Origin of the sequence: Corynebacterium sp. c8Ua_99, assembly GCF_039907185.1 — a bacterium.
GTDB classification, from domain to species: domain Bacteria; phylum Actinomycetota; class Actinomycetes; order Mycobacteriales; family Mycobacteriaceae; genus Corynebacterium; species Corynebacterium jeikeium_D.
Map to the genome: position 1 here is coordinate 1 of NZ_JASBOG010000010.1, position 21,495 is coordinate 21,495.

Genomic DNA, 21,495 nt, shown 5'->3' on the forward strand with positions numbered 1-21,495 from the left:
AGCCATTTTTCAGGCCATTTTTGTCATAAACGTAGTCAGTAACTCGCATCGCCCCACCGCCGCCAGCCATAAACGCAGCCACTAACTCGCGTTGGGGTTAAATAATAAAAACCGCCTCCCGCCACATCCGAAAAGAAATCGGAAAATAGCAGGAAGCGGTTAATTTCACGGCACAAGCGCGGCAAAAGCAGCGCTAGCACGGCGCAAGCGCAGCGCAGAATCAGCACAGCGCCGAAAGGGGAATTAGCCCTCCAGCTTGTTGAAAGCCTTAGCCATACCGGACTTCTTGTTAGCCGCAGTGTTGCGGTGGAAGACGCCCTTGGTGACAGCCTTGTCCAGCTTGCGGGAAGCAACGCGCAGCTGAGCCTCAGCAGCAGCCTTGTCGCCAGCCTCAACAGCAGCCTGGAACTTGCGGATCTCGGTGCGGACTGCAGAGCGGATAGCCTGGTTACGCAGGCGAGCCTTCTCGTTGGTCTTGTTGCGCTTGATCTGGGACTTGATGTTTGCCATCGTGAATACCTCTTGTATCCGTAGTAGTTGGAATTGCTACCGTCCGCCACCAAGAAAAGTCCTGATCACAGTGCAAATTTCGGGTCGAACCTCTGCTGGTCAAACTAATTAACCAGCGAGTTAAAACCGCCCACTGCGCTTATACGACGATGAAAACGCGAACCCAAGGTCCTGCCCGCGCTCGCCGCAAAGGAACGCAACGGTAAACAACTTGCAGAATCTTAGCAAACAGCGCTGCCTAATACCAGCCGCTGCCTAATACCAGCCGTAATCCCCGCGAAGTCGGGCGGCGATGAGCTCAAAGCGCCTACGGGGCATCATCGCACCTGCGCGGCGAATACCCGATTCTGGAATGAGCAAGATACGGTCCATGCGAACCCACGATGGCTTGGGGTCTTCATTCCAGAACCCACTACCGATAAACAGCCACTCCGGGTGCTCACTGTGCTCGGTGCGTGTGGAAATCAGCATGCCCAGAAGATACTGGTCGTGGCGACCAACCACGACCACAGCGCGCTCACGCAAAGCGGCATTTTCACCTTCGAGCTGCAGCGGAATCCACACCACTTCGCCGGGGTCGGCCTGGCCATCCATGTCGGGGCTGTAGACGATTGTGCGGGCCAGCTCCGCGGTTGGGCGCGCGATGGTCACCGAATCTCGCAGTCGAAGTAGGGCCTCCTTGGACTCGTCGGAAAGCGAGGTGTCCTGGGCGAGGCCTAGCTGCATGTTGAGCTTTAACAGCGCCTCATCGAGTGTGTCGGGGCCACGGAACCACTCGGTACCGGCGAAAAGACGCGCGCTGATGCGATTACGCAGGCGGCGTGGCCAGCTTTCGCGTTCATTTTGATCGGTGGACGAAGTGGAGCTCATGGAATCTAAGTCTAGAGGTTTAGTGCGGAGGGAATCGATAGGTAAGATTGTGCGTGATTGTATTTAAGCCCGGCTGGTCGGTTTTCGAGGCCGGCGCATATGGGTCGGCCAACGCCGCGCCCCAATGCCCATAACGTCTTTATTTTTCGGAGTAGACCCAACGTGACCAAGAATTTTGCGGAGCAGACTTTTACGGACCCCTCACGGATTCGAAATTTCTGCATTATTGCGCACATTGACCACGGTAAGTCCACCCTGGCGGACCGAATTCTGCAGCTCTCGGGCGTTGTTGAAGCACGCGATATGCGCGATCAGTACCTCGACAACATGGATATTGAGCGCGAGCGCGGCATCACCATTAAGGCTCAGAACGTGCGCCTGCCGTGGGTTCCGCGCACCGGCGAGCACGCGGGCGAAGAGATTGTCCTGCATCTGATTGATACGCCTGGTCACGTTGACTTCACCTACGAAGTCTCGCGTGCGCTAGAGGCGTGTGAAGGCGCGATCCTGCTTGTCGACGCTGCTCAGGGCATCGAAGCGCAGACGCTGGCCAACCTGTACCTGGCCATGGAAAACGACCTGGAGATCATTCCGGTTCTGAACAAGATTGACCTGCCGGCCGCGGATCCGGATAAGTACGCGGAGGAAATCGCGCACATCATCGGCTGTGAGCCGGAGGATGTCATGCGTGTTTCGGGTAAGACTGGTGAGGGCGTTGAGGAGATGCTCGACCGAGTCTGTGAGCTCGTCCCGGCACCGGTCGGCGACCCGGAGGCACCTGCCCGTGCGCTGATTTTTGACTCGGTCTACGACACCTACCGCGGTGTGGTCACCTACATCCGTGTTGTTGATGGTCAGCTCAAGCCGCGTGAAGTCATTCAGATGATGTCCACTGGCACTAAGCACGAGCTGCTGGAAATTGGCATTGTTTCGCCGCAACCGAAGAAGTGTAAGGGGCTTGGCGTCGGCGAGGTCGGTTATCTCATCACCGGTGTGAAGGATGTCCGTCAGTCCAAGGTCGGTGACACCGTCACGCTGAACGCCACACCGGCTGAGGAGCCGCTGGAAGGCTACGAAGAGCCCAAGCCAATGGTCTACTCCGGGCTGTTCCCAATTTCTCAGGCCGACTATCCTGACCTGCGCGATGCGTTGGAAAAGCTCCAGCTTAACGACGCTTCGTTGACATTCGAACCGGAGACCTCGGTGGCTCTCGGGTTTGGTTTCCGCGGTGGTTTCCTGGGGCTGCTGCACATGGAGATCACCCGCGCCCGACTGGAGCGCGAGTTTGACCTGGATCTGATTTCGACGGCCCCGAACGTTGTCTACCGCGTTGTCACTGAGGACGGCACCGAGGTCACCGTTCACAATCCGAGTGACTGGCCGGAGGGCAAGCTCCGCGAGATTTACGAGCCGATGGTCAAGTGCACCATCGTTGTGCCGAGTGAATTCGTTGGTCCCACCATGGAGCTGTGCCAGCAGAAGCGCGGCGAGATGGGCGGTATGGACTACCTGTCGGAAGACCGCGTGGAGCTGCGTTACAAGATGCCGCTGGGCGAGATTATCTTTGATTTCTTCGACATGCTGAAGTCCCGTACCAGGGGTTATGCCTCGCTGAACTACGAAGATGCCGGTGAGCAGCTTGCGGATCTGGTCAAGGTTGACATCCTGCTGCAGGGAGAGGCCGTCGATGCTTTCTCCGCTATCGTCCACCGCGACAACGCCCAGTGGTACGGCAACAAGATGACCAAGAAGCTGCGCGAGCTGATTCCTCGCCAGCAGTTCGAGGTCCCGGTTCAGGCTGCAATCGGTTCGAAGATTATCGCCCGTGAAAACATTCGTGCACTGCGCAAGGACGTCCTTGCCAAGTGCTACGGCGGTGACATTTCCCGTAAGCGCAAGCTGCTGGAGAAGCAGAAGGCCGGTAAGAAGCGTATGAAGAATATCGGTTCGGTCTCAGTGCCGCAGGAAGCATTCGTGGCTGCGCTGTCTACCGACGAGGGCGGTAAGTAGAGGGGCGTATTACGCTCGATACCGGGAGAATGTGATAATTAACTGCCTCGGCTGTCTAGCGCTTTAGGCTAAATAGTGAAGTGAGTTTTCTGGTATGTTCTATCAGCCAAGAGTCGTCTCAGATTTAGACGAAAAAACAGTGCCGTTTAGAAGGGTGATGAAAAACCCGGCAGGTGTTTTGCGGGATTGGTGTACATTTGTAGCAATCTCTGAAGTTCGACCATATTGGCTTGCGATGAATGCGCGATTGGAATTGTCGGAAGATGATCGTAATTCGCTCCAAACCTTCATTGACGCGTGTTCGGAATTAGCTCAACTTGATGTATTGTGGAGTCCTAATTCCGTTCTATGGCAATTCACTGCTGAAAAGTCGTATTCTACATCTATAAAAGTAGTAACAGAAAATGATCTTCGCAATATAGCGGTAGCTTTTCGTAGAGTGTATTCAGATTCGGAACCTGGTCCTACCTGTTTCGCGAGTGCACGTAATATTATCCAACGAAACCTATCAGCACAGTTGCCAAACGATCTCCAGTTGCTATTAAGGGAAAATTTTTCAGCCCCAATTGAGAATCATATTGGTAGGTTACTGAATAAGAATATTGAGACTCTGACCTTTCAGCGCATATATGGAAACCCTCATGAGTTAGCCGATAGTATGGGCTATATGGAGATGCTGCCTAATGAATTAATCTCACTATTTTTCTATGGCGGGTTAATTCATTCAGGTAAGAAAAGAGCTAAATGGGAAAAGCTTAGAGCTAATCCCAAGGATTTCCATATAGCCAAGTATTTCTTTATTGGCGTAGTCCGAAGTTTGGCGATTGCCTATTTTTCATATGCTGAACTGATTTTAATCCTATGTCGTGGCAATAAACTCAATCGTCCAGTTGAGCGAGATATGCATGTGAGTGATTATGTTTTTTAAGTTCGTTCTCTAATTTTGCATGTACCTGTAACAGCAGTTTGTAAGAGGATTTGTCGGGAAATCATACCGCCGACCATTTGAAGGAGTGCGGTTATGAATCCTTCGAGAAGAAAGCTCTACGCGCCAAACTCTCTGACTTCCGCTAGTCTGCGTTCATAACCTCACGGTGTTGTTACTCCGTGGGGCCGGCCCCGCTAGCCAATTACGCGTCAACCGATCGCTCCACCACTCCATTGCCCGACAGTCCATTTGTCTACGCCCCATTTAGCGCGCAGAAAGGGAAACAGCATGCCACGGAAGCGGAAGAAACTGGTCGAGGACTTCGAAGAGCTGCTCGAAGCCGGTGACATGGATGCGCTGAAGGCCGTCTATGACGCTTGCGCACTCAACGCAGTTTTCGGATACAGCAAGGACACTGCACTGGCGCTCCGTGGTACCCCTCTAGAGCTCATGCGCTGGCTAATCGACCAGGGGCTCGACGTCAACACCGAGAACCGCTTCGGTCGGACCGCCCTGGCAGAGCATGCAAGCCGGGGCGATATCGACAAGATGAAGATTCTGCTTGACTGCGGTGCAGACATCGAAGCTGGCACCCATCCGCCGCTTTTCATGGCAGCGAAGAGCCATCAGCCCAAGGCGATTGCGCTTCTGCTGGAAAATGGCGCTGACCTCCACCGCGAGAACCGCCTCGGTCACGGCCGCACAGCCTTCAAAGAGGCGGTCGCTACCGCCGATACCGATGCTCTCAGTCGAGTCCTAGAGAGTATCGAGGTGCTTCTGGACGATGGGTCGGAAATCGACGACGAAGCCCGCGAAGAGTTCACCAAATTCGGGCGCCGCTTTAACCGCATGTCAGACAAGCAGCGCGACAAGTACCAGCCAGTCATGGATCGACTATATGAGCGCATCGGTGCTGACCGCCCGCAGGAAATCACGCCTCACGACGGCCACAGCGACATTATTGTCCCCGCAGACAAGTCGATCAACGGCCAGTTCCGATACCTCTGGAACTACCTGGTGCCGGGTGGTGGCCCAGCCGCGACTGTGCAGGGCGAAGTTATCCGCATCGTGGGCCGGCTCGGGTACGAAGCGCTGGAGATGGGCTACGTCAACTGGGACGAAGACTATGCCAAGATGATCGACTTCTGGCTGGAGACGGTTGGGGCCGCCGAGGATGCCATGGCCGTCGTAAAGCAGCGCAAAGCTGGTGAGGCGGACATTGATGCGCTGACGGAGGCGACAATCGAGTGGGTTACAGAGCACCCGCAGCCGATTGCGTTGGGCGAGGTCCCGTACCGGCGCTAACTCCCAAGAAGCTAACCCCGGTTTGGTGTTAAAAATCTGTTAATGGTTAGCCACTGCATCAATCGGTAGTGTCAGCCGATATCTTTGATGGGTGGAATCCGTATACCTAACAGCAACACTGTTTTCGATTATCGGCGGGCTCGGTGCTTCTTTGCTTCGACTGCCGCCGCTGATTGGTTTTCTCGGAGCGGGCTTCGCCGTTCATGCAATGGGGCTTGAGGAAATCCCTTTCATTGATTCGCTGGCCGAGCTTGGTGTTACTACCTTGCTGTTCACCATCGGTCTGAAGCTGAATCCGAAAGATATCGTGGCGCCGCGAGTGGTCTTTTCGGGACTGGGGCATGCGTTTTTCAACACGGTAGTTTTTGCTGTCCTGTTCGGTATCGCCAGTTTCTTGCCGCTGCGTGAGCTCACGGGGCTGTCGGTGACCGCGTTGATTTATATCGGCATTGCTACCTCTTTTTCGTCGACGGTGTTTGTGATGAGTCATCTGGAGGAGCAGAACCGAAGTGCTTCGGCAATCGGTCGAATTGCAATCGGTGTGCTCATTCTGCAGGATATTATCGCGGTCGGTGTTCTGGTGGCTTCGTCGGGCAAGACACCGGAGCTGTGGGCACTGGCCCTGCCGCTGCTGTTCTTCATCCGCCCGCTGGCGGCTCGTCTTCCGAACCGTATGTTCCGCACTGAGCTGCTGGTTCTCACCGGTATTGGTATTGCAGTGGCTTCTTACTCGGCTTTCGAACTGGCAGGGCTCTCTGGCTCGCTGGGGTCCCTGGTCGCCGGTATTCTGCTGTCTTCGCACCCAATTTCTGACCGTCTGTCGGAAGCACTGATTAGTATTCGTGAGCTACTGCTGGTCGCGTTCTTTATCGAGATTGGTCTCGGTGGTCTGCCAAGCGCGGGCGGCTACGTCATCGCTGCGATTATGGTGCTGTTCCTGGTGTTCAAGGCCACTATCTTCATCTGGATTCTCAAGCGCATGGGACTGTCGCTGCGCACGAGTGCGCTGGCGGGGCTGACGTTGAGTAACTACTCGGAGTTCGGCCTAATTGTGATGGCGGCGGCGACGCAACAGGACATTCTGCCGGAAGAATGGACCTCGATTATGGCAGTCGCCGTGGCGGGTAGCTTCATTGCCAGCTCGCTGATGGCCCCGCACGAAGACAAGATTGTCAGCTTCCTGCAGAAGTTCGTCCCAGAAACCCCAGAGGACCGCCTGGTGCCAGAAGAGGCAAAGGTCATTATTGATAACGCCGATGCTCTCATCATGGGTATGGGGCGAGTCGGCGTTGGTGTCTACGGCAGGTTGGTCAACGAGTACGGCATGAACGTCTTCGGTGTTGATTTCGACGAGGATCGCATCGAAGAGCTGCGCGAGCAGGGCTACCAGGTCATCCCAGGCGATGTGACAGACCCAGAGCTCTGGCACCACATCGAGTTGGAGAAGAAACCAGCGCTGTACGTGTTGGCGCTGTCTGAGCACGCTGAGACCTACGCGATGATTCAGAACATCCGTAAGCAGGACACCGAAGCCGTGGTTGCTACCACCACTAAGGTGCAGAGGTTTAAGAGTCAGCTTCTCAACGTTGGTGCCGACATGGCGGTCTACCTCTACGACGGTGCTGGCGAGGAGCTTGCCGACCGGGCAGTGGAGGCACTTAAGCAGCGTTCCTAGTTGCATCCATGACCCCGTGATGGGCTAGCAGGGCTGCCGCGGCTAACCGCACTTTCAAATAAGCCTAAGCTGGAACTATGACTGACTTATATCTCGTACGGCACGGCGAAACTGAGTGGTCGCGCACTGGGCAGCACACATCGGTAACCGATCTTCCTCTGACTGACAACGGTCGCGAAGAAGCCAAGGCCCTCAACGGCTGGCTGGATCCGAAGGACTTTGGGTTAGTGCTGGCATCACCCCGTCAGCGTGCACAGGAGACCGCTCGATTGGCAGGATTCCACGACTTCAAGGTCGAAGAGGATCTTGCGGAATGGTTCTATGGCGACTACGAGGGCATTACCTCGAAGGAAGTGCAAAAGACTGTTCCCGACTGGCAGATTTGGACTCACGGTGTGCCCAATGGCGAAACCGCGGAAGAAGTCCGCGAGCGCGTTGAACGTGTAGTCAAAAGGGTTCGTGAATCGGGTGAAGACAAGGCGATTCTGTTCGCCCACGGTCACTCGCTGCGTGCGCTCACCACAGCCTGGTTGGAACTGCCCATTGAACTGGGCCAGTCCTTCCCATTGAATACCGCATCCCTGTCCGTGCTTGGTCGCTACCATGATCGGCCTGCGGTTCTGCGTTGGAATCTCTCGCGGGGGCTGTAGTGGCGTTGTTGCCGGTTCTCGGTGAATTCGCCGATGCCATTCAAGCCGCCGACACCATTCAAGCTCTGTAGGAGACACTCCGTGATTCACAATTCCGATGCCTTCGCCCGCGTCCTCGACCGTGCCCGCGGCGTGCTCTATGGCCAGGTCATCGGCGATAATCTCGGAGCGCTGGTGGAATTTTGCAGTGCCGAGGACATCGCGAAGCGCTATCCCCACGGTGTCCGCGAACTTGCCGATGGCGGCACCCACAATATCGCCGCCGGTCAGCCCACCGATGACTCCGAAATGGCCCTGGCACTGGCACGCTCACTGGTGCGCTGCGAAGGCTACGATGCCGCCGACGTTCGTGAGTCCTATGTGCGCTGGGCGAATTCCGATGCTTTCGATATCGGGGAGGCTACGACGGCGGCGCTGTTACGACGCGCGCCGAACCCGAATTCCCAGGCCAACGGCGCGCTCATGCGCATCTCACCGCTGGCTATCGCATACTGGCGCAACCCCGCACGCGCTGGCGAACTCGCACGCAAGGATGCCGCCATCACGCACCCACACCCGGTGTGCGTCGACGCCAATTCACGTTACGCATCCGCGCTTGCCGACGTCATCAGCGGCGGCCTCCACCAGCCGCGCCGCGGCATTGGCGTGGGGGCACTGATGGAGTGGCTGGCCTCCCAGAGCGCGCAGTGGGAGGCCGATTGGCAGGCCAGCGGTGCGGTGTTGGACAGGGGCGAGCCGGATTTCTCTGTGCATCAGGGCTGGTTGCGCTTTGCGTTGTGGGCACTGCATAAAGAACTGCGGCGGGTAGAAGACAAAACCACAACCTTTGAGGAATCGTTGGTCCGAGTCATTGGCCGTGGTGGCGACACCGACACCAACGCGGCGATTGTTGGTGCTTTTCTCGGTGGCGTCTTTGGTGCCTCTGCTATTCCACAGCGGTGGCGGGATGTTATTGATTCCTGCTCGCCGAAGCGAAACCGGCCTGCGGAGTACCACCCGAATGATGTGGCACAGTTGGCGGAGAAGCTGGTTGCCGTAGGGAACTAATTAGATAGTGCACTCACTAATGGGTAGACGTGTGTTTTGATGTCTTACCGTTTGACGATTTTTCTCCCTCGTCGTGGGTATCAGTCGTCTCAGCCATCTCGTTGGTCTGGTGATACCACTCGGTCAGCTGTTCCATGCCGGACTCGACTCCAGCGGAGGAGCCGACGCCCTGATCCTTGTCAGTGCGTTCAACAGAGAGTTCAAAGTCATCGCCGTACTCTTCCAGGCCGCGTTTAACTGCGTTGCGCACCGCAGTCTTGGCGAAGGTGGTGCGGATCGCCTGCGGGTCGGTGCTGAGGTCTTTGACGAAGGATATGAGCAGCGCGATGATGATTATCACAAATGGCATGGCCGTCAAGATCGTCAGTGACTGCAGGCCAGACAGAGCATCCTCGCCGCCAGTGAGAAGCATGACCACGGCAATACCCATCATGAGAACGCCGAAGAAAACCACGACCAGCTTATTCGGCTCCGGATCGCCCTTGGAGGCCATCGTGCCCATCACCACGGATGCCGAGTCGGCAGAGGTAATGAAGAAGATTGCCAGAATCACAATCACCAGAGCAGAGGCGACACCGCTAAACGGCAGCTCGCCAATCAGGTTGTAGAGCACCTGCTGGGAAGAGGCAGAGCCGTCAAAGCCGGGGATGTTGTTGCGGGCGAAGTCGATAGCGGTGCCGCCGAAAATAGAGAATGCGAGCATCAGCACAAAGGACGGCACGATGATGGTCACCAAAATGAACTCACGAATCGTGCGGCCACGGGAAATACGGGCAATAAACATGCCCACGAAGGGAGCCCAGGCAATCCACCAAGCCCAGTAGAACATTGTCCACGCAGCCTGGAAATCGAGAGTTTCCTGGCCCCATGACAACGAGCGGGAGGACATATCCAGGAAGTTATCCAGGTAACTCAAAATGCTCGATGGCAGAAGGTTGATCAGGAACAGGGTCGGTCCTGCGACAAAGACAAAGAAGAGTGACAAGAAGGTCAGCATGATGTTGGTATTCGACAGAATACGAATACCCTTCGACACGCCAGAGACCGCCGAGATAATAAAACCGACGCTTAAGACCACAATGACGACAAGAAGTACCGCCATCGAGGGAGTAAATCCGGCGAGCGTTGAAATGCCTTCGCCAATCTGTAGCGTGGCAATGCCCAGCGAGGCAGCAGTACCGAACAGCGTCGCCACAATCGCCAAAATGTCAATGGTGCGGCCAATGGGCCCATCAGTGCGTTTCAGAATCGGCGTGAAAAGCGAAGATATCAAGCTGGCGCGGCCACGGCGGTACGTCGAGTAGGCAAGTGCGCCACCAACCAGTGCGTACAGTGCCCACGGTGAGAAACCCCAGTGGAAGTTTGCCTGGGCAACCGCTCGGTGCAGTGCTTCCTCAGTGTGAGCCTCCACCGTCAGCGGCGGCGGTGAGTGATAGAACGCCAACGGCTCAGATGGGCCGAAGAAGTAAATACCGACACCGATGCCGGCAGCGAACATCATGGCTACCCAGGAAAAACGGGAGTATTCCGGTTCCTCGTCATCCTTGCCCAATTTGATATTGCCGTAGCGGGACATGGCAATGCCCAACATCACAATGACACAGATAACCATGGTGACATTGAAGAGCCAGCCGAAGTTTTCCAGGCCCCACGACAGCGCGGCCGAAGAAACCGAGGAGACTGTTTCGGGGCTGGTGATACCCCAAACCACAAAGGCGATAATCAGCACCGCGTTGATGCCGAAAACCAGCTTGTCCAGTCCGAACTTGTATTTCAGCTCTTCGACACTGAAACCCGGCACCAGACCTGGGTGCATGTTCGCAGGATAGAGGCCGATGGCGCGCTTGGCGCGCAGCGCACGGGCTCTATCCAGGGTTTCGTCAAGAGGGCTTAGTTTCTTCTTCGGGCGATGTTGTTTCGCGTCGTCCACGCCGAGTCTCCGTGGGTTACTTTTTATCCAGTTAACCCTCTTTCCCGAAGATTTTCTTCATTTAGATAAATCACGTGGACGCTAGGGAACTCGGTGAGTCCAGCCCTCCGTGCCGTATTTGGTGTCAATAAGATGCTGCGCCGCAGCGAAGTCCTCGTCGGAAAGCGATACCTCGGCGGCGCCGTAGCGGTTGATGAATGTCTGCTTCATCGCGTCAATGACTTCGGCGCGGCTGGCACCCGTCTGGCGGCGGAGCGGATCGACGCGCTTCTTTGCGCTGCGCAAGCCCTTGTCGGCAATCTTGGCCTTGCCAATGCGCAGGACTTCCATCATCTTGTCAGCGTCGATGTCGTAGCTCATGGTGACATGGTGGAGCACCGTCGAACCACGGCGCTTCTGCGCGGCACCACCAATCTTGCCGCCATCGGAGGTGATGTCATTGATGGGGACGTACCACGCATTGACGCCGAGCTGAGCAAGTGCAGCGATGACCCAGCGGTCGAGGAATTCGTAGGATTCGACGTAGCTAAGGCCAGCGACCAGCTTCTCTGGGACATACAGCGAGTAGGTGACACAGTTGCCACCCTCCATGAACATCGCGCCACCGCCGGAGAGACGACGCACCACCTGTACGTCATGTTTCTCCACGCCCTCGGGCTCGAGTTCGTTGACATAGGACTGGTAGGAGCCGATGACAGTGGCACGGTCTTCCCAATCCCAGAACCGCAGAGTTGGACCACGTTGACCAGAATTGACCTGGTCAAGGAGGACTTCGTCGAGGGCAACATTCAGCACCGTTGGCAGGACACCCGGCTGCAAAACCTCCCACTCCAAATCGGTGAAGTCGACAGCCTGCGTCAGTGCGCGGCGAACGACCTGCGCAATAACGTGGGTATCAAAGCCGTGCAGTCGCACCTCGCGGCCGGATTGATCCTCAAAATCCTTTAGCGCCGCATCGAGGCGAGCCTGCAGGCGCTCCGTGTTGTCCTCGGCAGGTGCACCGAGGAGAGCGTCATTAATGATGTCGTAGGCTTCATCGGGTTCGAGGAAAAAGTCGCCCGAAATGCTTATCGACGAAATAGTGTCACCTGTGGTCTCGCAGTCGGCGACAACCAATTTGCCGCCGGGAACCTTCATCTCTGAGTGGAATTTCTGTGCGGAGGTCATAGGTTTCGATGGTACTCGCGGCGGGCGTTACGATATCCCCCGTGTTTACCTCATCAACTTTGGATCACCGCGCCCGCAAAATTGTCGCGTGGGTAGCAGGCCTAAACCTTCTCGGGTTCTTCATTGAATTAATTGTCGCCTCAATTATTGGCTCCGCAGCCCTGTTTGCTGACGCTGCGGACTTTCTTGAAGATTTCCTCATCAACCTGCTGGTTCTCACCGCATTGGGTTGGTCGCTAGCAAGCCGTCGTAAAGCGAGCTTCGGCCTTGCCGGGCTGATTCTGATTCCGGCGATCGCGGCGTTCGGCACTGCCATCTGGAAGATGATCAGCGGTGAGCCACCAGAGCCGCTAACGCTGTCGGCAACGGCAATCATTGCGATGGTCATCAACCTGGTCTGCGCGATTCTGCTGATGAACCTGCGCAAGGCCGACAGCGCGCTCATGCGGGGTGCGTGGTTGGCGGCGCGTAACGACGTCCTGGCGAACCTGCTCATTCTCGCCGCCGGAGTAGTCACCGTCTTCTGGTTCAGCGCATGGCCGGACATCGTCGTGGGACTTGTCATCGGCGTCATCAACCTGACGGCCGCGAAGGAAGTCTACGAGCAGGCGCGTGCCGAAGACCCCGAGCTGGAGATGGATGATGACGACGACTAGCGCTGACTAGCCGTGTGCGGCTGGGGGAGTAGTGAGGTCGCGGAAAAGCAGGGAAGGACCGGGGCCTTACTTCCACATATCCTTTTGCCACTGCGGCTTATGAGCGTAGGTGAACTCGTAGTATTCCTTGTTCTTCAGCTCACTGGCTGCAGCCTGGTCAATCACAACCGTGGCCCGTGGGTGCAGCTGCAATACGGACGCGGGCATTGACGCGCTCAGTGGGCCCTCGATGGAAGCGGCAATAGCGTGCGCCTTTGCAAAACCTGTGGCCAGCAGCAGGAGATGCCCCGCACGTGAAATGGTGCCAAGCCCCTGGGTGACCACGTGGTATGGCACGTCTTCTGCAGAGTCGAAGAACCGGGCGTTATCCAGCACGGTCTGCGGGTGCAGCGTCTTAATGCGAGTCAGAGAGCCAAAAGAGCTGGCGGGCTCGTTAAAACCAACATGCCCATTGGTGCCGATGCCCAGCAACTGAATGTCAATGCCGCCGGCCTCGATGATCTTTCGCTCGTAATCCTCGCAGGCCGCGCCGATATCGTCCGCGAGGCCATCTGGAATATGGACACGCGCCGGGTCGACATCCACGTGATCGGAAAACTCATTGTGAATCACGTGGTAGTAGCTCTGCTCATGCTCGATGGGCAGGCCCACATACTCGTCGAGTGCGAAGAAGCTGCAGTCCTTAAAAGTGACTTCACCAGCCCGATGGCGACGAATCAGTTCCCGATACGTCGCAAGCGGAGTCGATCCTGTCGCTACACCGAGGTTTCCACCTTTGTTGGCGTAGTGAGCGAGGTAGTCCGAAGCGATGCTCGCGACTTCGGCCTCAGAATCGACGATGATGATTTCCATGGTGGAACACTCCTGAAAACGAGGGCTCGTGGCAGAAATTGCAAAAGGTGCGAGACAGAGTACCAGTGACTCCACAACGCTAAGCGCTATAGCCCTATTCAGATGAGGTTAATCTGCCACGGGGTGAGACCTGTAATTGAGCCCTGTTTTTCCTGCGTAGGCTACTTCACCCAGAAGTTGCCGTCTTCATCCTTGTAGATAATGTCGCCAGCGTGAGCGACCTGGGTGTCGTTAACCTGAAGCTCAACCAAATCCAGCGTTTCGACGATTGGTTCAATGTAGACGCCACCGTTAAACCAAACCTTGAAAGCATCTGCTGAAGTCGAAGAACCGGAGAAACGGTGTTCTTCATACTTGTGCACTGGTGCAAAGGGGCAACCAATAGCCTGTGCGACAGCTGGAGAGGCAGCAACAGCGCCCAGCACAGTAGCGGCACCGATGGCGACAGCGGCGATAGAGCGAGAGAATTTCATGGTTAATTCCTTCCCGAGTCGGGGGTATGACGGAGTTATGGGGATGCCGAAGTGTGCACTGTCGGCTGCTGTTGCTGTGGGCTAGACTGAGCCTTCTTTTTCAATGACAAGCATGCGCGCCTCGCCTTGCGGGTGCGCGACATGTTCGTCGCCGGCTTCTGCGAAACAGATAGTGCCAGGCGTTAATGTGCGTACGCATTCCTGTCCCGCATCGCGGTAGTGCATATCGACGGCTCCGTCGACAACCACAAAGACCTCTTCGCCATCATTGATGTGCCACTTGTATGGCTGATCGCTCCAGTGGAGCCGGACGCTTGTGGCTCCAGTCATAGTGACCACATCCAGTGCGCCCCACGGGCGATCAGCGGTGAAGTCTGCGGCTTCGATGAATTTCATGAAGCAATTCTATGCCGATTCAGTCCCGGATGGGAAGGCCGGGCTGAACGGCTGCTTCCCTGTATTTACCGCCACTCGGCAGTAGCCGGGTCAATGCCTTCCTTACGAGCCTGAGCTTCAATCAGCTCCAGCAGGTAGCCAGCATTGCCGCGGTAGTACCGATCAAACCGGGAATCAGCGACGTACATGCGAGCCAGCAGAATCTGCTTTTCTCGGCCAGCCTCGTAGAAGCGGGTAATAGTGGCTAAGTGACGGTCAACTAGCTCGGCCGCCTCGGTGGAGCCTGGCTCGACGTGGCGCTCGGCGGCGTCGGCAAGCGCATCGGCAAAATCCTTAGCCTCTGCTTCAAGCTCGGCCCAGTCGCTGTCCTTCATCTTTTCCTGAGCCTGCTGAGACTGCTCGCACTCAGTAGTGTCGCCCCAGCGCTCCTCAGCTTCGGCTTCGAGTTTCTGCCAGTCACGGCCCAAAAGCTCTGCCTTCGTCTTTGCTTCCATCGTGTGTCCTTCCTCAATCAGTTTGTCCAAAGACTGCACCATGTGGTGCAGGTCAGCGATCTTTTCGGTGAGAACAGTTCGCTGTGCGAGCAAACGATCTTTTCGACTTCTCGGGGAGGAATCGCCGTGGATGAACTCCTCGATAGTCTTCAACGGCACACCAGCGGCGCGGTAGACCAGAATCTCCAGCGCGGTGTCGATGTCCTCGTCGGTGTAGAGGCGGTAATCGGACCACGTGCGATACTGCGGGCTGAGTAGTCCGATGGCGTCCCAATGTCGCAGCGTGCGCGTGGTAACGCCCAGGAGTTCGGCCGTTTCACCGATGGTGTACTCGTTGTCGTTGTTGCTCACGGGAATCATCTTTCTGTTTGACGCCGCGTCAAGGTCAAGACCTGACGCCGAAATCAGTTGAGGAAGTTTGCTTCGGCAGCCGTAGGGGGTGCTGTTCTGGAATCCGCTACCGCAAGAGCCGAAGCCTGTTGATTGCCGCCGCAACCTCCTGGAAACGCGGTTCCGCGAGATGACCAGAGTTGGTGGACGCAGCTGTCGCATCGAAGAGCGAATGACAAAAGTTGTCGTATTCGCGCTGGATCAGCTCGGTGAGGTCAGTACGCCCATCGAGCTGCTTGACGACGGCCCCCAGAATCCGGGCAATGGCTTCTGTTTGGGAGGAATCCATCAATTGGCCGACAGCGCGCAAGTCAAGATCGTCCTTGCCCACCTGAATCAGCTCGAGACCACGCGCACGCGGTGGCTTAGGTGGTTTCGAGCCTCGGCCACGACCACCGCGACCACCGCGACCACCGTGTCCACCACGGCCACCGTGACCGCCACGTCCGCGGCTCTCGCCGGCGGGGAAGTCAGCCTGCAGAAAACGCTCACCGATCTGCGCAAAAGCAGGCGAAGGCTCAGCCGGAGTAGCCGATTCGCGCAGTTCACGGGCGCGCTCGGTGACGTCGTAAGGCGTGTACGCATCCATAGCAATCACGGTGTCCGCGACATCGATGAAAGCCCCAGAGCCGCCAGCGACGATGACCGTGGAGATTCCGTGGTTTTCCCAGAGCTCGCGGACCCGTGCGACCAGTGGAGTAATCGGCTCGCGGTCATCGGGGATGAGGCGGCGCATGCGCTCATCGCGAATCATGAAGTTGGTTGCGGAAGTGTCCTCGTCGATGAGCAGCACGCGCGCACCGGAACCTAGCGCCTCCATCAGGCCCGCAGCTTGGGACGTCGACCCCGATGCATTCGCGGTGGAAAATCGAGTCGTGTCATCACCGGAGGGAAGGCCGTTGATAAACGGCGAGATATCCACACCAGTGATGGCTCGGCCGTCCTCGGCACGCAGCGCAACCGCAGTCTCGTCGGCGACTACAAACTCGCGGCCATCGCCAGCGACATGGTTATAAACACCCGTGACCAGGGAAGACAACAACGTGGACTTGCCGTGATAACCGCCACCAACAATCAACGTCACGCCCCGCGGAATACCCATGCCGTGCACGGTTTTGCCCGACGGCAGCTGAAAACTGTGCTGCAGCGATTCCGGCGAGGTAAACGCAGTCGCGCCGGGCTTCGGAAGCTGGCTATTGCCCGCCTGACGAGGCAACACCGCACTGTCTGCCACAAACCCAATCAGGTCCGCGTCCGCCACTGCACGGCGCAAAAAGAGCTGGTCATACTCCAATTCCGCGGCTGCCTCGAGCGCATCGATGGGTGCGTTCACGATGGCGTCGTCAAGCGCGTCCAACAAATCCTCACAGATCAAGCGCGCCGCCTCACGCCCGAGAATGCGTCGGCCGCGGGCGGGCAGTTGGATTTCTAGGCTGATCTGGAGGGCATCGTCATGCTTATCGACGTCGTGCGCATCCGCACGGAGCTCAGCGACAGCTGCTCGGCGCAAGACCTGCTGACCTGGGGAATCAATGAACAGCCCGCGACCATACTTCTTCAAAGCGCGCACGAGGCGGCGGTTCAGCAAATCGAGCTCCGCCGTGCTGAACCTGCCGGGTTGTGACCGGGAGGCGCCGCGATAGTCCAGTACGGACAGCGGAATATGGACGCGTGCCCGTGATGCCGGGGCATAGGGGTCGGATTGGACCTTGTCGATAAACAGCGTCGCGTCCAGATCCGGGAGGTCGTGGGAGCCACGCAAAGATTTGTATGCACCGTAGCTCTTGCCATCGAGGTTGGAGAGACGCCGATAAAGGTCAGCGGGCATATTTCTACTTTCGTTGAAGATGTTAGATGTTCTTCCCGCGAGTGTAGTGGCTGAGGGGACAAGCGCGATTCGGTCTTTGACTGGCCTGGGCAGACAGCCACGTGCGGTAGCGCCGTTGCTGCGGACAGGTAGCGTAAAAGGTATGACGGATAGCTCGGAAGCTGACAAACCCGCAGGGGAGAACCCAGAGTCGGTGCAAAAACACGCCAGCGCCAACGCCAAGCGCTACGTTTGGGCGCACGGTTTGCAGAATATCGGCGATCAAATCGTTGCGGCAAAGACGCTGTTGCCATGGTTACTTCATTCGGCTGGAGCGCCGGGCTTCTTCATCGCCATGCTTGTGCCGGTGCGTGAGTCTGGTTCGATGCTTCCGCAGGCAGCGCTGACACCGTGGGTGAAATCTCGGTCTCGCCGCACCACCGTCTGGATTGCCGGGGCGTTGGGGCAAGCGGTCGCGGCAGCGCTGATTGGTCTGGCGACGTTGTTCCTCGAAGGTGTGGCGCTTGGTGTCGCAGTCATCCTCGCGCTTGCAGGCTTTGCGACGGCCCGAGCACTGTGCTCAATGGCCTCGAAGGATGTCCAGGGCCGTACGATTCCGAAGGGGCAGCGCGGGCAGATCAGCGGCCGAGCTGCGATGTTGGGTGGTGTCGCCGCAATTATCGTTGGTGCGGTGTTGTGGATCATCCGCGACAACGTCACCAAACCAATCGTGGCAGGGCTCATCTTTGTTGCGGCACTGTCGTGGGTGGCAGCGGTTTTGATTTTCCGCGGAATTGTCGAGCCCACCAATGAAGGTGACAAGGAAGAGCCGAATAAAACCTGGTGGCAGGACACCTGGCGGCTCTTTGCAGAGGATAAAAACTTCCGCGACTTTGTAATCGTTCGAAGCTTGTTGCTGGTCACAGCGCTATCTACGTCGTTCATCGTGACCTTGAGTGCGCAGGTGGGTGCTGATCTGGAAGCTTCAGACGGTAGCGGCGGGGGAGTGAACGCAAACGTCGGCATCTTCATGCTCGCTGCGGGTTTCGCTTCTCTGATTGGTGGAAAAGTCGCCGGAATCTGGTCGGATAAATCCTCAAAGAAGGTCCTGACCTACTCTTCGCTGGTCGGTTCGATTGTGCTTTTCCTGCTGGTCGCCAGTTCACACTGGCTTTCCACCAGCACCAATGCCTGGATATTCCCACTCGGCTTCTTCGCAATGTCGGTCGTCCACGCCGGTGTTCGCGTGGCTCGGTCGACCTATGTCGTTGACATGGCAGAAGGAGACAAGCGCACCGAGTACGTCGGAGCGGCCAACACCATCATGGGCGTTGTCCTGCTCATCGTCGGTGCGTTGTCAGGTGTTATCGCTAGCTTCGGTCCCGCGGCAGCTTTGATCTTCCTGGCGCTGATGGGATTGGTTGGTGTCGCGATGTCCAGCAGGCTGAAGGAAGTCTCGGTTCCGCGCAAGGCAGGTCTTTAGAACTCTACGACCATCTTGCCGGTATTGCCTCCGCTAAACAGCTCGAGGAATGCAGCTGGCATGTTCTCGATACCGTGGCGAGTGGTGACATCGTAAGCGACCTTACCGCTGACGACCAGCGGAGCCATTCGCTCCTGGAATTCACCTGCCAGGTGCAGGTACTTGCCCAATACGAAGCCGCGCAACGTAATGCACTTGCCAATGGCCAGAGCTAGGTTGCGTGGTCCGGTCGGAGCTCCGGTGTTGTTGTACTGGGAGATTGCGCCACACATAGCGACACGGCCAAAGGTGCGCATCGCGCCGATGGCTGCCTCCAGGTGGTCTCCACCAACGTTGTCGAAGTAGAAGTCAATGCCCTCTGGTGCCGCCTTTGCTAGCTGCTCTGCAACCGGGCCGTCGTTGTAGTTAAAAGCGGCATCGAAGCCGAGTTCGAGCAGGCGCTTAACCTTCTCGTCCGAGCCGGCGGAGCCAATGACACGGGATGCGCCCATCTGCTTGGCGAACTGACCAGCAGCCGAGCCAACTGCGCCAGCAGCGCCAGAGATAAAGACGATGTCGCCTTCCTTCATCTCTCCGACGGCACTCAGCCCAACGTAAGCAGTAAGGCCAGTAAGCCCAAGAATTCCCAGATAGGCTGCAGCTGGAGCAACGTTGAGGTCAACCGGTGTTGCCTCGGAATCGGCAATAACAGCATTGGTCTGCCAGCCGTAAGAGTGGCGGACAGCGTCGCCAACCTTGAACTTATCCGACTTGGACGCGAGGACAGTGCCCACAGCACCGCCAGTCATTGGCTGGTCGAGCTGGAAAGGCGGGACGTACGACTTGACATCATTCATACGGCCGCGCATGTAGGGATCGACGGTAGCGACCGAGTTGGCTACCAAAATGTCGCCGTCGTTAAGCTCTGGCAAATCGACGGTCTCGAGGCGGAAATTCTCGTCAGTTGGCAGGCCAGACGGACGAGACGCTAAAACCCATTGCTGAGTGGTGGTGGGCAGTTCGGCTGTGGACGAAGCATTAACGGAAGTCACTATTATTCTCCTGTCGTGTATTCCTGGATTAATTGTCGGTTTAATTGTTGACTCGCAGGTTACGCCTCTTGTACCCAGGAATCGAGGCGCTCAATAAGAACGCTCAGGTCCGCTAGCAAAGGCATGTCGGGCAGTCGTTCGGCAATCACGTTGCGGACGCTTGTGTACCACCACAGTTGCTGGCTCGGAGTTGAACGAAAGCGTTCCCACAGAGCGTGGCCATCGCGGTCTAAATCCTCCAGAGTCTGGCTGAGATTGTGGAACTTGTCCGCGGCGGCCACGATGACGGATTCTTCGCTGCCACGGGACAACTGCTCCAGGTAAGCATCGGCACGCTCTTGCCAGGAAGGCAGGGAAGAGTCCTTGGTGACGCCCTCGACGATTTCAACCACGTGAGGACCAAACTCATTTTCCATCTGCTCGCGGGAGTAGTTTTTCGGTACATCTTCCAAGATGTCATGGAAAAGGGCTGCCAACAGCACGTCTTCGTCGTTAGTCATGCTTGCCGCAATCAACATCACCGACATCGGATGGCTGATATAGGGAACGCCAGAGCCCTTTCGGTAGTGCCCATCGTGCGCGCGGGAAGCGGTAGCGATGCCGCGCATGAGCCTGTCGCTGGGACGTGCCGAAGCAAAGGTGTCAGCGTTTTCCATGGGTATCCCGACCTTTCGTTGATGCTTGAAAAATAGCAGCGTCTAAGCTTGAACATCATGAACGTCGCAGAAGTAGATCCGCTCATCGAGTCGATGTACCGGTGGTCCGATGTCAGTGGTGTCCTGCTCATGGGCATCATTGGCGGCACCATCGCCCGGCAACGAGGCTACGACATTATCGGGTTCTTCTTTATTGCGCTGTTCTCCGCATTGGGCGGCGGCATGATTCGCGACGTTCTGATTAACCAGGGCACCGTCGCCGCAATGAGCCAGCCGGAGTACCTAATCCTGGCGTTTACTGGTGCGCTTATCGCGCGATTTTTCTATTTCAAAGGAAAGACCTGGGAATATGTCCAGGTCCACGGTGACGCCGTGGTTTCGGGGCTCTGGGCCGCTACGGGAACGGTCAAAGGTGTCACGTATGGCTTACCCATTCTGCCGTGCATCATGATGGGCGTTTTCACCGCCACTGGTGGTTCCATGATCCGCGACATTGTGACCGGGCGGGTACCCGCTGTGTTCGGCGGCAACCAGCCCACGGTCATCCCGGCCGTGGCTTGCGCGGTCATTGTCATCGGAGGCCACCATTTGGGGTTTATGGCCGTGTCCATGGTCATTGGTCCTATCGTCAGCATCCTGCTTTCGCTGCTGGGGTACTGGGGTAATTGGCGAGTGTCGGCACACTCGGAGTGGGCGCCACTGAACGACACCGCGGCGCAGATTGCGGTCCTCGCACGTCGAGCAGAGGGCAAGAGTCGCGAGGTTGGTCGACGTTTCGAGCCCGCACGCCTCCGCAGCTGGCGTCACCGTCAGATGGAAAAGGCGCTGCAGCGTCGCATTCAGGCTGAGGTTGATAGGGGAGTGTCTCGTTCCGACGCTGAGGCCAGCGCGGAGGAATTCCTGGAGGAGTTCAATGCGGACTTTCCAGCGGATCTGCACATGCCGACGGCACAGCAGGAGACAGTGCAGGATGACAGCGACGAATCCGATTTCGGTGTGGACCTATCCGGTGATTCCTATGATGGCTATGGAGAAGATACGGCACTGCGGCAGCGGGAATACCGGGAGATGTTGGATCAAATTCTTGCTGACGATGAGGCGACCGATTTACTCGTCGCAAAGCTGATGAAGAAATACGAGCAGCGGGATTAGAGGAGCGGTAGAG

Annotated in this window: 20 protein-coding genes; 9 read left to right on the forward strand and 11 right to left on the reverse strand. The window is 57.1% G+C overall.

Going from position 1 to position 21,495, the window contains the following annotated elements:
* Positions 1 to 243 precede the first annotated feature (243 nt).
* Entirely contained in the window at positions 244 to 510 is a 267-nt protein-coding gene (gene rpsT, locus QKE19_RS06985; RefSeq protein ID WP_016422323.1) for a 30S ribosomal protein S20, read from the reverse strand.
* 255 nt (positions 511 to 765) lie between these two features.
* Complete coding sequence (locus tag QKE19_RS06990) at positions 766 to 1,380, reverse strand: type II toxin-antitoxin system PemK/MazF family toxin (RefSeq protein ID WP_347890684.1); 615 nt, start codon at positions 1,378 to 1,380, stop codon at positions 766 to 768.
* 162 nt (positions 1,381 to 1,542) lie between these two features.
* Here QKE19_RS06990 and lepA point away from each other — a divergent pair, with 162 nt between their 5' ends.
* The 6 genes from lepA (at position 1,543) to QKE19_RS07020 (ending at position 8,995) form a co-directional block, all read left to right on the forward strand.
* Positions 1,543 to 3,390, forward strand: coding sequence for a translation elongation factor 4 (gene lepA / locus QKE19_RS06995; protein ID WP_347890686.1), 1,848 nt, complete (start codon positions 1,543 to 1,545; stop codon positions 3,388 to 3,390).
* A 94-nt stretch (positions 3,391 to 3,484) separates the two neighbouring features.
* On the forward strand, positions 3,485 to 4,318 hold the full coding sequence (locus tag QKE19_RS07000; RefSeq protein ID WP_141746475.1) for a hypothetical protein: 834 nt from the start codon (positions 3,485 to 3,487) through the stop codon (positions 4,316 to 4,318).
* A gap of 288 nt (positions 4,319 to 4,606) precedes the next feature.
* Positions 4,607 to 5,623 (forward strand): ankyrin repeat domain-containing protein, encoded by a 1,017-nt coding sequence (locus tag QKE19_RS07005; RefSeq protein ID WP_347890688.1) that lies wholly within the window; start codon positions 4,607 to 4,609, stop codon positions 5,621 to 5,623.
* A gap of 91 nt (positions 5,624 to 5,714) precedes the next feature.
* On the forward strand, positions 5,715 to 7,298 hold the full coding sequence (locus tag QKE19_RS07010) for a cation:proton antiporter family protein (protein ID WP_347890690.1): 1,584 nt from the start codon (positions 5,715 to 5,717) through the stop codon (positions 7,296 to 7,298).
* Positions 7,299 to 7,375: 77 nt separating this feature from the next.
* Complete coding sequence (locus QKE19_RS07015) at positions 7,376 to 7,948, forward strand: histidine phosphatase family protein (protein WP_070603342.1); 573 nt, start codon at positions 7,376 to 7,378, stop codon at positions 7,946 to 7,948.
* A gap of 81 nt (positions 7,949 to 8,029) precedes the next feature.
* Positions 8,030 to 8,995: an ADP-ribosylglycohydrolase family protein gene (locus QKE19_RS07020; RefSeq protein WP_083308440.1), complete on the forward strand. Its 966-nt coding sequence runs from the start codon at positions 8,030 to 8,032 to the stop codon at positions 8,993 to 8,995.
* Between the two features lie 16 nt (positions 8,996 to 9,011).
* Here QKE19_RS07020 and QKE19_RS07025 read toward each other — a convergent pair whose 3' ends face one another.
* Together QKE19_RS07025 and QKE19_RS07030 are read right to left on the reverse strand one after the other, a co-directional pair.
* Positions 9,012 to 10,811 (reverse strand): BCCT family transporter, encoded by a 1,800-nt coding sequence (locus tag QKE19_RS07025; protein WP_224433649.1) that lies wholly within the window; start codon positions 10,809 to 10,811, stop codon positions 9,012 to 9,014.
* A gap of 195 nt (positions 10,812 to 11,006) precedes the next feature.
* The gene (locus QKE19_RS07030) at positions 11,007 to 12,092 is read right to left on the reverse strand and encodes a biotin/lipoate A/B protein ligase family protein (protein ID WP_070643698.1); all 1,086 of its coding nucleotides are present in this window, start codon (positions 12,090 to 12,092) and stop codon (positions 11,007 to 11,009) included.
* Between the two features lie 8 nt (positions 12,093 to 12,100).
* Between QKE19_RS07030 and QKE19_RS07035 the strand changes: the two genes are divergently transcribed.
* Positions 12,101 to 12,748, forward strand: a complete 648-nt coding sequence (locus QKE19_RS07035) for a cation transporter (protein WP_347890692.1) — start codon at positions 12,101 to 12,103, stop codon at positions 12,746 to 12,748.
* Between the two features lie 66 nt (positions 12,749 to 12,814).
* On the opposite strand, the gene nagB is transcribed toward QKE19_RS07035, so the two are convergent.
* From nagB to QKE19_RS07060, 5 genes are all read right to left on the reverse strand, one after another.
* Positions 12,815 to 13,600 carry a glucosamine-6-phosphate deaminase gene (gene nagB / locus QKE19_RS07040; RefSeq protein ID WP_316145256.1) on the reverse strand — a complete coding sequence of 262 codons (786 nt, stop codon included), beginning with the start codon at positions 13,598 to 13,600 and terminating at the stop codon, positions 12,815 to 12,817.
* A gap of 161 nt (positions 13,601 to 13,761) precedes the next feature.
* Positions 13,762 to 14,073 (reverse strand): hypothetical protein, encoded by a 312-nt coding sequence (locus tag QKE19_RS07045; protein ID WP_049172637.1) that lies wholly within the window; start codon positions 14,071 to 14,073, stop codon positions 13,762 to 13,764.
* 81 nt (positions 14,074 to 14,154) lie between these two features.
* Positions 14,155 to 14,469, reverse strand: coding sequence for a cupin (locus QKE19_RS07050; protein ID WP_005509399.1), 315 nt, complete (start codon positions 14,467 to 14,469; stop codon positions 14,155 to 14,157).
* Positions 14,470 to 14,534: 65 nt separating this feature from the next.
* The gene (locus tag QKE19_RS07055) at positions 14,535 to 15,323 is read right to left on the reverse strand and encodes a MerR family transcriptional regulator (RefSeq protein WP_347890693.1); all 789 of its coding nucleotides are present in this window, start codon (positions 15,321 to 15,323) and stop codon (positions 14,535 to 14,537) included.
* Between the two features lie 97 nt (positions 15,324 to 15,420).
* Positions 15,421 to 17,181 carry an ABC-ATPase domain-containing protein gene (locus QKE19_RS07060; protein ID WP_224433642.1) on the reverse strand — a complete coding sequence of 587 codons (1,761 nt, stop codon included), beginning with the start codon at positions 17,179 to 17,181 and terminating at the stop codon, positions 15,421 to 15,423.
* Between the two features lie 142 nt (positions 17,182 to 17,323).
* On the opposite strand from QKE19_RS07060, the gene QKE19_RS07065 reads away from it, so the two are divergent.
* Positions 17,324 to 18,643, forward strand: a complete 1,320-nt coding sequence (locus QKE19_RS07065) for an MFS transporter (protein WP_224433641.1) — start codon at positions 17,324 to 17,326, stop codon at positions 18,641 to 18,643.
* Here the strand turns inward: QKE19_RS07065 and QKE19_RS07070 are convergent.
* On the reverse strand, positions 18,640 to 19,674 hold the full coding sequence (locus QKE19_RS07070; protein WP_187400410.1) for an NADP-dependent oxidoreductase: 1,035 nt from the start codon (positions 19,672 to 19,674) through the stop codon (positions 18,640 to 18,642). The genes QKE19_RS07065 and QKE19_RS07070 overlap by 4 nt on opposite strands.
* A gap of 59 nt (positions 19,675 to 19,733) precedes the next feature.
* A complete protein-coding gene (locus QKE19_RS07075) occupies positions 19,734 to 20,330 on the reverse strand; it encodes an HD domain-containing protein (RefSeq protein WP_070603320.1) in 597 nt (198 codons plus the stop codon).
* A gap of 57 nt (positions 20,331 to 20,387) precedes the next feature.
* Here QKE19_RS07075 and QKE19_RS07080 point away from each other — a divergent pair, with 57 nt between their 5' ends.
* Positions 20,388 to 21,482 carry a trimeric intracellular cation channel family protein gene (locus tag QKE19_RS07080; RefSeq protein ID WP_070603318.1) on the forward strand — a complete coding sequence of 365 codons (1,095 nt, stop codon included), beginning with the start codon at positions 20,388 to 20,390 and terminating at the stop codon, positions 21,480 to 21,482.
* Positions 21,483 to 21,495: the final 13 nt, after the last annotated feature.